This is a genomic window from Acrocarpospora pleiomorpha, from assembly GCF_009687885.1.
Classification (GTDB): Bacteria; Actinomycetota; Actinomycetes; order Streptosporangiales; family Streptosporangiaceae; genus Acrocarpospora; species Acrocarpospora pleiomorpha.
In genome coordinates, this window is the sequence record NZ_BLAF01000017.1 from 59,780 (window position 1) to 73,538 (window position 13,759).

The 13,759-nt window shown below is 68.4% G+C and carries 14 protein-coding genes; 3 read left to right on the forward strand and 11 right to left on the reverse strand.

The window, feature by feature from the left end; translation table 11 throughout:
- Nucleotides 1-248 precede the first annotated feature (248 nt).
- The 10 genes from Aple_RS16925 to Aple_RS16970 all read right to left on the reverse strand — a co-directional run bounded on the left by Aple_RS16925 (nt 249) and on the right by Aple_RS16970 (nt 8,976).
- On the reverse strand, nt 249-1,646 hold the full coding sequence (locus tag Aple_RS16925; protein ID WP_170321520.1) for a phage major capsid protein: 1,398 nt from the start codon (nt 1,644-1,646) through the stop codon (nt 249-251).
- 174 nt (nt 1,647-1,820) lie between these two features.
- Entirely contained in the window at nt 1,821-2,078 is a 258-nt protein-coding gene (locus tag Aple_RS16930; RefSeq protein ID WP_174889842.1) for a GntR family transcriptional regulator, read from the reverse strand.
- A 650-nt stretch (nt 2,079-2,728) separates the two neighbouring features.
- The gene (locus tag Aple_RS16935; RefSeq protein WP_155345571.1) at nt 2,729-2,962 is read right to left on the reverse strand and encodes a hypothetical protein; all 234 of its coding nucleotides are present in this window, start codon (nt 2,960-2,962) and stop codon (nt 2,729-2,731) included.
- Complete coding sequence (locus Aple_RS16940; RefSeq protein ID WP_155345572.1) at nt 2,959-3,255, reverse strand: hypothetical protein; 297 nt, start codon at nt 3,253-3,255, stop codon at nt 2,959-2,961. Before Aple_RS16940 ends, Aple_RS16935 begins: the two co-directional genes overlap by 4 nt.
- 396 nt (nt 3,256-3,651) lie before the next feature.
- Complete coding sequence (locus Aple_RS16945; protein ID WP_155345573.1) at nt 3,652-3,924, reverse strand: hypothetical protein; 273 nt, start codon at nt 3,922-3,924, stop codon at nt 3,652-3,654.
- A 189-nt stretch (nt 3,925-4,113) separates the two neighbouring features.
- Entirely contained in the window at nt 4,114-4,260 is a 147-nt protein-coding gene (locus Aple_RS16950) for a hypothetical protein (RefSeq protein WP_155345574.1), read from the reverse strand.
- Between the two features lie 17 nt (nt 4,261-4,277).
- Nucleotides 4,278-4,685: a hypothetical protein gene (locus Aple_RS16955; protein WP_155345575.1), complete on the reverse strand. Its 408-nt coding sequence runs from the start codon at nt 4,683-4,685 to the stop codon at nt 4,278-4,280.
- A gap of 76 nt (nt 4,686-4,761) precedes the next feature.
- Entirely contained in the window at nt 4,762-6,945 is a 2,184-nt protein-coding gene (locus Aple_RS16960; protein WP_170321521.1) for a bifunctional DNA primase/polymerase, read from the reverse strand.
- Between the two features lie 80 nt (nt 6,946-7,025).
- On the reverse strand, nt 7,026-7,235 hold the full coding sequence (locus Aple_RS16965; protein WP_155345577.1) for a hypothetical protein: 210 nt from the start codon (nt 7,233-7,235) through the stop codon (nt 7,026-7,028).
- 235 nt (nt 7,236-7,470) lie between these two features.
- Nucleotides 7,471-8,976 carry a recombinase family protein gene (locus Aple_RS16970; RefSeq protein WP_155345578.1) on the reverse strand — a complete coding sequence of 502 codons (1,506 nt, stop codon included), beginning with the start codon at nt 8,974-8,976 and terminating at the stop codon, nt 7,471-7,473.
- Between the two features lie 66 nt (nt 8,977-9,042).
- On the opposite strand from Aple_RS16970, the gene Aple_RS16975 reads away from it, so the two are divergent.
- Genes Aple_RS16975 through Aple_RS16985 form a run of 3 tightly spaced genes read left to right on the forward strand, consistent with a single transcriptional unit; the run spans nt 9,043 to nt 13,131 of the window.
- Nucleotides 9,043-9,816: an ABC transporter ATP-binding protein gene (locus Aple_RS16975; protein WP_246264524.1), complete on the forward strand. Its 774-nt coding sequence runs from the start codon at nt 9,043-9,045 to the stop codon at nt 9,814-9,816.
- Nucleotides 9,813-11,438: an ABC transporter permease gene (locus Aple_RS16980; protein ID WP_155345580.1), complete on the forward strand. Its 1,626-nt coding sequence runs from the start codon at nt 9,813-9,815 to the stop codon at nt 11,436-11,438. Before Aple_RS16975 ends, Aple_RS16980 begins: the two co-directional genes overlap by 4 nt.
- 25 nt (nt 11,439-11,463) lie before the next feature.
- Complete coding sequence (locus tag Aple_RS16985) at nt 11,464-13,131, forward strand: sensor histidine kinase (protein WP_155345581.1); 1,668 nt, start codon at nt 11,464-11,466, stop codon at nt 13,129-13,131.
- On the opposite strand, the gene Aple_RS16990 is transcribed toward Aple_RS16985, so the two are convergent.
- Nucleotides 13,109-13,750, reverse strand: coding sequence for a response regulator transcription factor (locus Aple_RS16990; RefSeq protein ID WP_155345582.1), 642 nt, complete (start codon nt 13,748-13,750; stop codon nt 13,109-13,111). The two genes, Aple_RS16985 and Aple_RS16990, sit on opposite strands and share 23 nt — an antisense overlap.
- Between the last annotated feature and the right edge of the window lie 9 nt (nt 13,751-13,759).

A 13,759-nucleotide genomic window follows, 5' to 3' on the forward strand; every position in this document is an offset into this window, starting at 1 on the left:
AAGCCCCCAAGGCCGTCAGATTGGCTCTCAGGGCCGTCTAGCCCTTCTGGGGCGTCTACGGCATCCCCGGAAAGACGAAGCCCCTCCGGGGTCCGGAGGGGCTTGCCTGCCCGCCGCACAGTGGGCACGGAGGGCAACGGGGGCTCGCACGGTTCCACGCGTGCAACCCCGAGCCCCCGAGCTGTCAGCGGGGGCTCGGTTTCCCTGGCACGGTTCCACCCGTGCAACCCCGAGCCCCCGAGTCCAGACTAGGCAGTCGTCGGGACGTCCAGCATCCGGAACGCCTGAGGCACCGGCGCGTCACTGCCCGTCCGGAACGTCATGAACATGTGATGCTGAGCGGTCGGCCGTCCGTTCGTGCCGTAGTCCGGAAGGAACTCGACCGTGGTTCCGATCCGGTCCACGATCACGAACTGACCGAAGTCCCCATAGATCATCACGTAGTTGTTCGCCGTGGTGTTCGTCGCGGACAGGACGCCGTCCATGTTCGAGTTCTCGAACCAGGGCTTGCCGAGCAGCATGGGCGGGCTCTGGCGAAGCTCGGGGAACTTGAGCGCGCCGTTCGTGGTCTCCAGTTGGGCATAGCCGTTCTTGATCGCGATGTGCGACGTGAACGACGCGCCAGCGGAGAACCGCGCTGGTAGCGCGTTTTGGAGCTGGAAGGGGTTGGCCGCGTCAAGAACGCCTTCCGCTCCGGTGCTGTTGATCTCGGACGACGTGCCCGCGAGCGCGGTCACGATGCCCCGGGGGGCGGTCGAACCGTTGCCCGTGGTGTAGGCCGTCGCCATCAGGTTGTCCGCCGCGTCCTGAGAGACCCGCTTCAGCTCGTTCGTCAGGTCGATCGCGTCCATCCCGAGTTCGTAGCTGTACAGAACATCGACGTCACCCAGGAACACGGGGATCGGTTCGGGCGCGAGCGCGGGAGTGCCGTCCGCCGCTTCCGCGTGCTCGGTCTTCCACTCGGCGGTTGCCCCCGCCGACGAGACCCCGTTCCACGAGTCGGACACGGTCCGAACCACGCGCGAGATCTGGCGAAGCGGGTTGTTGCTGCCGTCGCCCGTCAGCATGATGGCCGGATCGATCACGAGCGGGATCATGGCCGCGCCGCCGGTCAGACCGAGCGCGGTCCGGACTTCGTCGGCCGCCCGGTAGGCCGCGCTCTCGTCGGCCGTCCACAGCAGGTGACCCCGGACAGGGTCGGCCGCGAGCTTGGCGAAAGCTCGGGTGTAGGCGTCGCTACCGGCCGTCTGGACCCATCGCGCGGCGAGTCTGCGGTCATTGGTCGGCCCGTAGTCGAGAAGCCCCTGAGCGGCTTCCGCCGCACGGGCGGGAAGGGCGCTCTCTCGCACCAGGTCGTCGAGACGCCAGAGCGCGAGGTCTCGTGACTTGCTCGCGGTCCCCCGGGGCCCGCCGGACTGCGGGCGGTCGCCCCTCCCGGGGCGCATGGCGTCCCGCGCGAGCAACTCGCGGCGGCTCTCGGTGCGCATCTCCCGGAGCAAGGCGGACATCCGATCATCCCGCTCTTGCCATTCGGCGTACTCCGGAGTGCCTTCCCGGACGTTCGGGTGATCAGCGTTGAATGCGTCCTGTTCGCGCAAGAGCTCTTCGAGCTCGGCTCGGATCTGGGCGCGTGTCCTCTCGGACATGACGAAACCTCCGTAGAAATGGATCATCTACAGGAGGTGAGTGCGTGAGCCCGGCTTCCCGCTTGGGGAGGTGAGCGACTCGGCGTCCTGATCTTCCGGGTTCAGGGAACAGAGGTGGGGTGGCCTGCCCCGGCTTCCGTCCCCCGATGGACCCACAGAAGGAGCGATCTCAGACTACTCGGGAACGCCGTCCGGCGCGTCCGGCCTGGGGCTGGCGAAGCTGCCCATTCCGCGTTCGGTGTAGATCAGCCCATCTTCGCGAAGCGCGACCAGGACCTTGTGCGCGGTCGTGCCAGCGATCCCGAACTCTTGCTGAAGGTCACGCTCACCCGGCACGCGTTGCCCTGGCTTGTACCGGCCTGAGGAGATCCGCGCCGCGATGATGTCCCGGACCTGCCGCCATCGGGGTTGATCATCCCTGAGTTCCGCCATGTGGATCACGGTAGAAGCCCGTCGTGCAGGGTCCGGCAATGGCGAGAACTGTGGTGCACCACCGTGCACTCATGCTTGACTGTCCGTCATGGAGGTACCCATGAGCGAACCGGACCGGGGTTTGTTCGGCCTACCCGAGTGCACCAGGCCGACGCGAGACGCCGAACGCGGCGTGTGGACCTCGACCCACATCCCCTCAGGCAGAGAGATCGAAGCGACTTCGCTTGAGCGGTTGGAGATCCGGGCGACCGTGGCGCGGATCTCTCACTCACTCAAATCCGCGTGGGGTCGCGGCGTCTGAGGCGTAATTACGGTCACCGGCTCTGAGCTGTGACTATGTGTCAAGCTGAGTACATCTCGCCCTTGATCGTTTCTCGCCCGCGCACGTAGGATCAGGGATGGGCCCTTGCCCTTGCCCTTGCCCTTGAGGTTTCGGTCTGTCCCGCTCTCGGACAAGATCTTGCCGAAAAGCCCGCCGAGATCCCGCGCAGTCGTCACGGCTGATCATGGCTCTGAACTGCGGTTTGCCGTTGATCGTTTCTCGCCCGCGCACGTAGGATCAGGGGCGCGTCATTGCCGTTGCCGTTGCCGCTGACGAGCCGTCACGAGTGCCGACCCCCGTTTGGGCTGCACTCGTGACGGCTCAGGGCTCAGAGGTAGAGACCCGTTCCGGGGTCGCTCTCGGGGCGCGGATCATCAGCGGGCACGGCCGCGAGGCCCGAGCGCGTCACCAGGAAGACGACTTCACCGCGCATCCATTGATCGGCAACCGCCATTGCGTCCGGCCGCTCGAACAACTCGCGGAAGAGATCGCTCACGAAGCCGGTGATCGTGTTCGCGACGTCTTCGCGCGTGATCGGGGCCTGGTTGGTCGAGCTGGTCATGATTCCTCCGTTGCGTCGTGCTCCCTGAGCAGCCGGGCGCGACGTTCCGCGCGCTTCGCCCTCAGGTCGTCAAGGGGTGTTTCGTCGTCGGCCTCTCCCAGATGGGACATGACCGCTTGAAGCTCGCGGACGTTGGACGCAAGCCCTGATTGATGCCCGTCGATCGCGGTGGCCAGAGCGATAGCCGCGCGGGCGAGCACCATCTGTGGTCCCGCGTCGGTCCCCACGGGCAACGTGTCGATGTAGTCGAGCACGGCCGCGAGCACGCCCCCGCTCTCGGGAATCTCGAACACGCGGAACCCCCCGGGAGCGTCCGGGCATCGGTCCGGGCTGCACATCGAGTGATCCCCGCGCCTGTGCGCGTGGTACCGGCGCTGACGGGTCTTGCCGTCATCGGCCATCTGGTGATCCTTTCTGTGATGTCACTGCATCGGCTGACGGTGACAGCGAGGCATGAAGAAGACTGCCGGGGTCCGGGAGCAGGAGGCCAAGACGACGATCCCGACCCCCACCCCCCGGGCCGCGAGAACCGATCTCGAAGCGGTACCGGCCTTGAGATCCCAGGCCGTACCGGGTACGTGAAACCGGAGACGTACCTGATGTACTGCGGTACGTACATCCGGTACTGGCCAGGCGACCAGTACCGGCGCGGTACGCAGTACCGAAAGCGGCCATGTCCCAGTACGCGGTCATCGGTTGGCCGCGACCAGGATCAGGCTCGCGACGCTGACGGCCACGATCAGGAAGACGTGCCACTTCTCGGTGATCACGAGAAACGCGATCGCCAGGAAGCGGAACGGCCACATGATCGCGGACCACCAGAGTTGGATCTTGTAGCCGAACCGGACATCGGTCGATCTCACCTCAGACCACGTCGGCCGCTCGGTGATCATGACGGGCATGCCGTCGTACCCGTGATCTTCCAGCCGGGTCCTGCTAGCCCGCGCTACCTCCTTGCTCATCGTGCCCCTCCCTTCGTCGGCACGGCCCCCGTGAGCGGAGCCCCCGCCTGAACGGGGCACCCCGCTTCATGGGCCAGCTCGAACCGGCCCCCGTCGATGACGACGGCCGGTAGGCACCCCTCACAATGGGGGTGCCGGTCCGGGGCGGTTAGAGTCCGCCCCGGGCTGGTCTTGAACATCTCGGTTCTCCTAACCGATCTTGGTGAAGAAGGACGTGGCCGTGTCCCGGACGGAGACCACGGCGTTGGCCGCGAGGTCGCCCACGGTCCCCGGGAAGCGCACCACCAGGTACGCGAGGATCCCGAAGAACACGAACTTGATCAGGGTCTTGATCATCTGTTGCTCACCTCCTCTCAGTTCGAGCCCGTGAACGGACCACGGCCGGTGATGGTCCACGGGCAGGCATCACGGGGAGCGAAATCACGCGCGGCATGACCAGACGCCACGACCGGGCGAAGGTATGTCGAGTGCCCACAGGAGGTAGGCCGCTCGACCCATCCGATGATCGGAACGAACACCTCGTACACGTCGCCGTCGTGGTCATGGGCCACGCGGACCCACAGCGGGTAGTGCTGAGGGACGATCTTGTCTAGCTCGGACATGTTGATCTCCTTCATCCCGCCCTTGTCAGGGCTCGGGGGGTTGGAAAAGTCAAGGGGGGTTGGAAGGTTGGAAATTTCCAACCCCCCGCCCGATGATCTGTGCTTACGCGAAAGATCCATTTCACTTTTTGTTACTTTCTGCATGTTCATGATCTTCACTTCTCACGCTCCGTAACTCGATCATGAGAATTCAGGGGCGGGGGGTTGGAAACTTCCAACCCCCTTTCCAACCCCCTCATGACTCCTCCAAGATCCGGAACTTGACCGTGTTGTCAGACTCCTGCGACTCGACTTCGCCTTGATCGATCAGCCGGTCAAGAGCCGTCTTCAAGTGCTCCCGGTACGCGCTCCCGGCTTCCGCCGCGAGCTTTCCGGCCGCGAACCACCCCCCGCGCTTGCGGAGCACGGTCAGGGCGCGCTTCTCCGCTTTCTCGATCTTCAGTTCCTCTGTCGCGGTCTCGACTTCCACGGCCGTCTGTACGGCTTCCTTGCGCTTCGCGGCCGACTGCTGGGCGGTCTCGCTCCGCAGTGCGGCCACGATGCCCTTACGGGTCCGTGTGGACGCGTCCATGACCGCGCTAGCAAGCTCCCAGTCCTCTTCATTGACCTCCAAACGGCCCTCAAGCAGGCCAAACGCGGCAGCGATCTTCAAGCGGGTGAACATCGCGTGCGCGTCGAGGTCATCGGAATCGTCCGCGTCCTGACGCGCGAGAAAATCCGCGTCGATCTCCAGGCGGGCCACCTCGCACACGTCGATCACGACGCGATCCCCCGGCAGATCAGGAAGACGCCAGGTCCACGGCTCAGGGCATGCCGGGGGCGCGTCCGGCCGGTCGGGGTCGCGTACCGGGAACCACAGGAACCGTTGCGGTGTCCCGCCGGTCGCGTCGTCGAACAGCGCCTTCGCCTTAACCGGCTGAACACCGACGATCAGGCAGAGCCGGTAAGCGTGCCCGGGAACCTGAACGTTCTTGTCGTTGGCCGCGTAGAGCTGTCCGAGCATCTCGCCACTGAACGCGGATCGAAGCTCAGACATCAGGGTGGCGGCCGTCTGGTTGGCGTGCGCCGTGATGTTGTCGATCTCGCTGTTCGTGAAGAGTGCGCGGTCCCTGACCTGAGTCCACCGCTTCGGACCGCTGGGCTTCTCGGGGTCCACGGGGGTCAACTCCATGAACGCGCGAGTGATCCCCTGACCGGTCCCCAGCTTCGTCATGAACACGTCCGGTCGGCTGTCGTCGTCGCTGAACACGTCCGGCTCAATGATCCGGACCGCGTCACGAGCAACCCCGATCGCGGCACCCTTCCCGGCACCGGAAGGACCGGTCAAGGCCGTGAAGATGTTCAGCGAGCCCACGGAGCCCGTCAGGGGCGGGAGCACGACCGTAGGCGGGACGGCCGCCACCGCGTGAGCCAGCACGGCCCCCAGGACCGCCCACGGGGCGGCGCGCCGCGCCCTGGCGAACTGGTGAACGTGCGCCAGCACCGGCCGCGCACTCCAGAACTCCGGAGCGTCCGGCGCGTCGGGCGTGCAGCACGACCGTTCGACAAGCACAGGGTCTTGCTTGCTCACGGCACCGATCAGAATGCGCTTCCACTCGTCTTCGCGATCTTCACCGGCCGTCGCGTCCTTGAAGCGCGCGTTCAACTCGGCAAGGGCCGTCCGGCCGCCGACGTGCCCGAAGTTGGCCAGGTTCATGATGCTCATGGAGCCCTTGAGCACGGCGTCATGACGGCTTCCGCCCGAACGGAGATCTTCAAGCGCGTCATCAAGCACGCGGCGGATCCTCCGGCAGGGCTCACCCTCCGGGAGTTCGTTCACGAACGCCTCAGCCTGGCTCACGGACACGTCCTGAGCTTCGGTCCGGTCCCGGGACTCCGCGCGAAGCCTCTCGACCCACGCGGCCGGAAGCTCGGGAAGCTCGCTGACCTTGGGCACGCTTCCGCACGACCAGCGGTAGATCCCGCCGGACGGATGCACGGACGGCCAGACCACGGCGTAACGGTGGTGAGGCTGAATGATCTCGATTCCGGGCTCACTGCCGATGAACTCGGTTCCGGCAGGCACGCGGAAGAACCGGATGCCGCTCACGCTGTCGTCACGAGACGTGCTCACGGCCGTCCCGGGGAGTTCCCCCAGCTCTGCCACGAGATCCGCGAGCGTCTGAGCACCCGGCTTGCCGTCGTAGGCGTCCACGTCCAGCCCGATCACGCCGGACGGCATGCGGACCCCGATGTTCCAACCGGCATGCGCGCTCCGCTCCGATTCGAGCGCGTCACGGTCGGGCTCATTGCCGAGACTCGGACGGCCGGTCCGCCCCCAGGGCGGGGGGTTCTTTTCCCCCGCCGGAAGCGGGAGCGGGAACCAACCGGCGTCGAAGTAGTCGAGCGCGTGAGCGCCGTAGGGCTGACTTGCGGTCACGGAACGTCCAGACGTACCCTGAACGTGGACGTTGTTCCGGGAGCCGCCCTTCTTGGCCGTGGGGCGGCTTTCGTTTTCGATCACCTGTCGGCCCCCCGAAGGATCTCGGCGACGGCCTGGATCTGGTCTTCGGTCGGGCGGGGGAACTTCGCGACGATCTCCCGGGCCTTCTTCGCGACGTGGGAGATTCCCAGCTCGCGGTAAAGCTCGGTGGTGTCGGCGTCGGGGGTGTAGCGCTTGACGCGCCCGATGGTTGCGGCGACGGCCGAAGGGGTCGGCATTTTGGCCATGACGGGTGCTCCTGTTGGAGCCTCGCGTTCGTGGGCTCTTACTCCCACCTGGGGCGCGCTACACCCCTCGCCGATGCCCCTTCGGAGCGTGATGTGATGTCGCGCACATCCCCGCCTGCACGAATCCTTCGTGCCGCACTCGGTAAAGCCACGGTATGTGTGCGCTTTGGAAAGCGCAAGTTGAAGGCCGGTGGCTGTCTTCCCAGCTCACCGGCCCTCTTGTATCCCGCCAGATTCACGCCTTGGGCGTGACCGGCTCGATGCTCACGCGCTGATCGATCGTCCCCCGCCAGCCGCGCCCGGTCGGCTTGAGCGTCACAGTCATGATCTTCTTCACGAGTTCCCGCTGACGGGTGATCCCGAGCCCCTTCCACACGCGCCATGCGTCCTCTTCGGTCGCCACGTCCGCGAACTCCGCGAACTCGGACTGTTCGGCCATGTCGGCAAGCTGGCCGTCAAGGTCTTCGATCTGAACGTTGATCCGCTTGACCCGATCGACGTATTCGGCCCGATCGATCAACCGGTCATCGCGGTCACGGCCCACTTCGGCGCGCTGTGCCTTGAGAGTCGAGATCTTCGCCCGGATCGCGCCGACGTCCACCCCGGGGCGGGGGGTGATGTAGTCGCTCGCGTAGGTGGCCAGCCAGACCACGGCCACGCCTTCCACGAGCGCGTCAAGGTCGGCTTGCGGGCAATTCGCGTGCGTCCCTTCGCCCCTGGTCCCGCACGTGTAGACCGGCCGGTCCCGCTTCCCACTCGACCCCGAGACGCGGACCACAGCGCCGCATGGGCACCCGTAGACGCCGGAACCGAGCCACTTCGGCGCGACTCCCGCCGTGTTGGTCCGCCGGTTCGGATCGTTCAGCTTGCCCGCGATGATCCAAAATTCGTCCTCGGGAATGATCGCGGCCCACGGCGCGCGGCCCACCACGTCATCACGGGTGTACTTCTTCCGGCCGGTCCCGCTCTTGTGGACCATGAGCCCGGCGTTCCGGGGGCGAACGAGGATGTCTCGGACGGTCGGAGCCGTCCACGTCTTACCGTCCGCCGTGGGGATGCCCTCGGTCTGGAGTTCCCGAGCGATGCTCGCGAGCGACGGCCCGAGCGGCTTGCCCTTGGCGTCCGTCTCACCGAAGTTCGACAGCAACACCACGTCGCCCATGCGCCGGATGATCGCCGCTTCGCCCTCCCGCACGGTCACGCCGTCGCTCTCGAAGCCGTAGGGCCGACGTCCACCCCCGAACTCTCCGGCCATGGCCTGACGCTCGCGGGCATCGCTCACGCGGCGCGCGGTGTCCCTACTCGACTTGTTGGCCATGGCCACCATGACGCGCGCCATGGTCACGTCAGCGTCGGTGTCCAGCCGTAGGGAACCGCTGATCGATCGGGCCTTGACGCGCCCCTTGCTCGTCTCACAGACGTCGATCAGGTCTTCAAGGTCGCGGGGGTCGCGCATCGCGCGGTCAAGGTCACGCGCAACGAGGATGTCAGCCTTACCGGCCGCCAGCAGTTCGAGCGCCTGACGGAACCCGGGGCGCACGGTGCGAAGCTCGTGACGGCCGTTGGGAAGCTTGATCTTGCGGCGCTTGAAGGCCGACGTGTCGTTTTCGATGATCTCGTGAGCGATGGTCCAGCCGTTCGCCTCAGCGAAGACCCGCAACCGTCGAAGCTGATCGTCAACGCCCGCCGTCTCGCCGTCGTCCGCGTCCGAGATCCGGGGGAGGAGGATTGCCCTGTTCATGGTGTGTGCCCTTCCGTGCTTTGACCGCTGGTCACAGTCTAGGCGTGGGAGCGTCTAATTCCAGCGTTGGGCAAGACCACCACCATCCGGGTGCTGCTCGGCCTGCTGCGCGCCGACGCCGGCCAGGTGCGGGTGCTCGGCGGCGACCCCTGGCAGGACGCGGTACGGCTCCACCACCGCCTGGCGTACGTGCCGGGAGAGGTCAACCTGTGGCCGAACCTGTCCGGCGGCGAGGCCATCGACCTGTTCGGCGACCTGCGCGGCGGCCTGGACAAGACCCGCCGCGCGGACCTGCTCGAGCGGTTCCAGTTGGACCCCACCAAACGCTGCCGCACCTACTCCAAGGGCAACAAGCAGAAGGTGGCGCTGATCGCCGCGTTCGCCTCCCGGGTGGAGCTGTTCATCCTGGACGAGCCCACTTCCGGCCTCGACCCGCTGATGGAGGCGGCCTTCCAGCAGACCGTCCGCGAGGTGAGCGCCGACGGCGCCACCGTGCTGCTGTCCAGCCACATCTTCTCCGAGGTGGAGGCCCTCTGCTCCAAGGTCAGCATCATCAGGGACGGGGTGACCGTCGAATCCGGCACGCTGGCGAGCCTGCGCCACCTGACCAGGACCTCGGTCGCGGTTGAAGCCGCCGGGCCGATCAGCGGGCTGGCCGGGCTGCCCGGCGTGCACGACGTCGTCGCGAACGGCACCCAGACCCGCTTCGACGTGGACTCGCGGGACCTGCCGGGCGTGCTGCGCCACCTGGCCGGTTTCGAGGTGCACGCGCTCACCAGCCATCCCCCGACGCTGGAGGAACTGTTCATGCGCCACTACGGAGCCGAGGCGTCCCGATGAGCGCCTACGCGGGCACCGGGCGGCTGATCCGGCTGGCCGCGCGCCGCGACCGCGTCCAGCTGCCGGTCTGGATCATCGGTGCCGCCGTGCTGGCGGCGGCGGGCGCGGCGGCCGTCGCCGACGAGTTCCCCACCGAGGAGAGCCGGGCCACCGCGCTGCGCGGCGCCGGCGGCAGCCCCGCCGTCCTGCTGATGCGCGGCGCGCCGGTCGGCACCGACCTCGGCGCCATGCTGAACTTCCGCAACCTCGCGTCCCTGCTGGTGATGGCCGCGCTGATGAGCACGTTCGCCGTGGTCCGGCACACCCGGCGGAACGAGGAGACCGGGCGGGCCGAGCTGATCGGCGCGGGCAGCGTGGGCCGCCACGCCGGGCTGACCGCCGCGCTCGCCCTGACGTTCGCGGCGAACCTCCTGTTCGGCCTGGTGCTGACCGGCACCCTGCTGGCGGCCGGACTGCCCGCCGACGGCTCGCTCGCGTTCGGCGCCGCGTGCGCCGTCACCGGCATGGCGTTCGCCGGGCTCGCCGCCGTCGCCGCGCAGCTGTTCCAGGGCGCCCGCGCCGCCAACGCCTTCGCCGCCACCTCCGTCGGGGTGGCCTACCTGCTTCGCGGCGTCGGCGACGCGCTCGGCGAGCGGGCCGCCGACGGCATCCAGGTGACCACCGCCTGGCCGACCTGGCTGTCGCCGATCGGGTGGGGCATGGAGGTGCGCCCCTTCGGCGCGGAACGCTGGTGGGTGCTCGCGCTGCCGGTCGCGCTGCTCGCCGCCACCGCGCGCGGCGCGTTCGTCCTGGTCGACCGGCGGGACCTGGGCGCGGGGCTGATCCCCGACCGGCCGGGACCGGCGGCGGGCTCGCGCGCACTGCTCAGCCCGCTCGGGCTGGCCTGGCGACTGCACCGCGCCTCGATCCTCGGCTGGGTGACGGGCAGTGTGGTCTTCGGCGTCGGGATCGGCTCACTCGGGAAGTCCGTGAACGACGCGATGAGCGAGAACACGGGAGCCACCAAGCTGATCAACCAGCTCGCCGGAAGCGGCGGCCCCGACCTGGTGGACGTGTACTTCGCCGCCATGATGAACGTGTTCGGGGTCCTGGCCGCCGGATTCGTCGTGCAGGCCCTGCTGCGGCTGCACGCGGAGGAGGCCGGGGGACCGGCGGAGGCGGTGCTGGGCACTGCCGTCGGCCGGGTCCGGTGGGCGCTCTCGCACCTGGCCTGCGCGGCCGGGGGAGCGGCGGCCATGCTGGTGCTGGCCGGAGCGGCCGCCGGGATCGCCGACGCGGCCGCCGGCGGAGACGAGGGTGTGGCGACCCTGATCGGCGCCGGGCTGGCCCAGCTGCCCGCGGCGCTGACCGTGGCCGGTTTCGTCGTCCTGGTGTTCGGCGGCCTGCCCCGCCTGGTGGTCACGCTGGCCTGGGCCGCGCTCGGGGTGAGCATCGCCTGCGGTCTCCTCGGCGCCGTGCTCGGCCTGCCCCAGGCGGTCCGCGACTTGTCGCCGTTCAGCCACGTGCCGTCGATCCCGGCGGTGGACCTCACCCCCGGGCCGATCGCGGCGCTGACGGCGGTGGCGGCGGCCCTGGCCGCGGCCGGTCTCGTGCTGTTCCGCCGACGCGACCTGGCCCCCTGATCAAGAGGGGCTGTTTAATGCCGGTATGACCGATCCCCATCCGCTGATCCCCAACATGCGGCTGGATGAGCTGCTGTCCGAACTTCAGACCAGGCTCACCGCCGTCCTCGCCACCCGCGACCGGGTGCACACCCTGCTCGAGGCCGTTGTCTCCATCGGCAGCGACCTGCAACTGGAGGTCGTGCTCCGGCGCATCGTCGAGACCGCCGTCCGGCTGGTGGACGCCGGATACGGCGCGCTCGGCGTCATCGGCGAGGAGAGCACCCTGCTGGAGTTCATCCCCGTCGGCCTGAGCGAGGAGGAGATCGCCAAGATCGAGCACTGGCCGCACGGTCTCGGCCTGCTCGGCCTGCTGATCAAGGAACCGGCGCCGCTGCGGCTCGCCCGCATCTCCGACCACCCCGAGTCCTACGGCTTCCCGCCCGGCCACCCGCCCATGGGAAGCTTCCTCGGCGTGCCCATCCGGGTGCGGGAGGAGGTGTTCGGCAACCTCTACCTGACCGAGAAGCGCGGCGGCGCCGAGTTCGACGAGGAGGACCAGGCCGTCGTCACCGCGCTGGCCACCGCCGCCGGCGTCGCCATCGAGAACGCCCGGCTGTACGAGGAGACCCGCCGCAGGGAGATCTGGCTCCAGGCCTCCACCGAAGTCACCACCAGCCTGCTGTCGGGTGAGGACGTCGACACCGTCCTCACCCAGGTGGCCCGCCGGGTCCGCGAGATGGCCGACGCCGACGTCACCACCATCCTGTTCCCGGCCGGGGACGCCCTCCGCGTGGTGATCGCCGAAGGCGCCGACGGGCTCATCGGCACCCGGGCCGAGCTGACCGGCTCGCTTCCCGGCCAGGCCTATGTCAGCGGGGAACCGCACATGGTCAGCGACCTGGGCACCTCGGACATCGGCGCGGCGGCGGCCGTCCCGCTCGGCGCCGCCGGGTCCGTGCGCGGCGTGCTGTCGCTGGGCAAACGCCCCGGCAGGTTCCCGTTCACCCCGTCGATGCTGCGCATGCTGCACGCCTTCGCCGGTCAGGCCGCCATCGCCCTGGAACTGGCCGAGGTCCGCCAGGACGCCGAACGCCTGAGCCTGCTGGAGGACCGCGACCGCATCGCCAAGGACCTGCACGACGTCGTCATCCAGCGGCTGTTCGCGGTCGCCATGACCCTGATGAGCACGGTCCGGCTGGTCGAACACCCGGAGGCTTCCGGGCGGCTGCGCCACGCGATCGACGAGCTGGACGAGACCATCCGGCAGATCCGCTCCACCATCTTCGCCCTGCAGGTCCCCCGCGACGAGGCCGAGCCGAGCTTGCGGGCCAGGATCGTGGACCTGGTGGAGAGCGCCCGCGGCCACCTCGGCTTCATGCCCGGGCTACGCCTGGAAGGCCCGCTCGACAACGCGGTGCCCGCGCCGGTCGCCGCCCACGTGCTCGCCGTCCTCCAGGAAGCCCTCTCCAACCTGGTACGGCACGCCAAAGCCTCCCGCGCGGACGTCTCCGCCGAGGTGACCGGCGGCCAGATCATCCTGCTGGTCGAGGACAACGGCATCGGCCTGCCCGGCGACGGCCGCAGAAGCGGCCTGCGCAACCTGGAGGAACGCGCGTCGCAGCTCGGCGGCACTTTCCAGGCCGACGCGCCCGACACGGGCGGCACGCGGCTGACCTGGAGCGCCCCGCTTACTCCGTCCGTTCAGCCTTGAGCCGGGCCGCCAGGGCGGCGGCCTGCGTACGGCGCTGCATGCTGAGCTTGCTCAGCAGATTGGACACGTAGTTCTTGACGGTCTTCTCCGCCAGGAACATGCGCTCGCCGATCTGCCGGTTGGTGAGACCCTCGCCGATCAGCTCCAGGATGTGGCGCTCCTGCTCCGAGAGCGCGGCCAGCGGGTCCTTCTTGGTCGCCTGGTCGCGTAACCGCTGCAACATGGTGGCGGTGGTCCGCGGATCCAGCAGCGACTCGCCCCTGGCGACCGTGCGCACCGCGCCCACCAGGTCCGAGCCGTGGATCTGCTTCAGCACGTATCCGGAGGCGCCCGCCATGACGGCGGTGAACAGGGCCTCGTCGTCGGCGTACGAGGTCAGCATCAGGCAGGCCAGCGACGGCACCCGGGACCGCACCTCCCGGCACACGTCCACGCCGCTGCCGTCGGGCAGCCGCACGTCCAGGACCGCCACGTCGGGCATGAGCGCCGGAATGCGGGCCAGCGCGGATTCGGCGGTTCCGGCCTCACCGACGATCTCGATGTCATCCTCGGCGGACAGCAGGGCCGCGACACCGCGGCGGACCACCTCATGGTCGTCGACCAGAAACACGCGAATCATGACTCTGAA

What these genes read in the sequence shown, in the direction of transcription:
- Aple_RS16930 (WP_174889842.1), bottom strand. Translation starts at nt 2,078, where the DNA reads ATGGCGGAACTCAGGGATGATCAACCCCGATGGCGGCAGGTCCGGGAC.
- Aple_RS16990 (WP_155345582.1), bottom strand. Translation starts at nt 13,750, where the DNA reads ATGATTCGCGTGTTTCTGGTCGACGACCATGAGGTGGTCCGCCGCGGT.
- Aple_RS16985 (WP_155345581.1), top strand. Translation starts at nt 11,464, where the DNA reads ATGACCGATCCCCATCCGCTGATCCCCAACATGCGGCTGGATGAGCTG.
- Aple_RS16970 (WP_155345578.1), bottom strand. Translation starts at nt 8,976, where the DNA reads ATGAACAGGGCAATCCTCCTCCCCCGGATCTCGGACGCGGACGACGGC.
- Aple_RS16925 (WP_170321520.1), bottom strand. Translation starts at nt 1,646, where the DNA reads ATGTCCGAGAGGACACGCGCCCAGATCCGAGCCGAGCTCGAAGAGCTC.
- Aple_RS16965 (WP_155345577.1), bottom strand. Translation starts at nt 7,235, where the DNA reads ATGGCCAAAATGCCGACCCCTTCGGCCGTCGCCGCAACCATCGGGCGC.
- Aple_RS16935 (WP_155345571.1), bottom strand. Translation starts at nt 2,962, where the DNA reads ATGACCAGCTCGACCAACCAGGCCCCGATCACGCGCGAAGACGTCGCG.
- Aple_RS16945 (WP_155345573.1), bottom strand. Translation starts at nt 3,924, where the DNA reads ATGAGCAAGGAGGTAGCGCGGGCTAGCAGGACCCGGCTGGAAGATCAC.
- Aple_RS16950 (WP_155345574.1), bottom strand. Translation starts at nt 4,260, where the DNA reads ATGATCAAGACCCTGATCAAGTTCGTGTTCTTCGGGATCCTCGCGTAC.
- Aple_RS16980 (WP_155345580.1), top strand. Translation starts at nt 9,813, where the DNA reads ATGAGCGCCTACGCGGGCACCGGGCGGCTGATCCGGCTGGCCGCGCGC.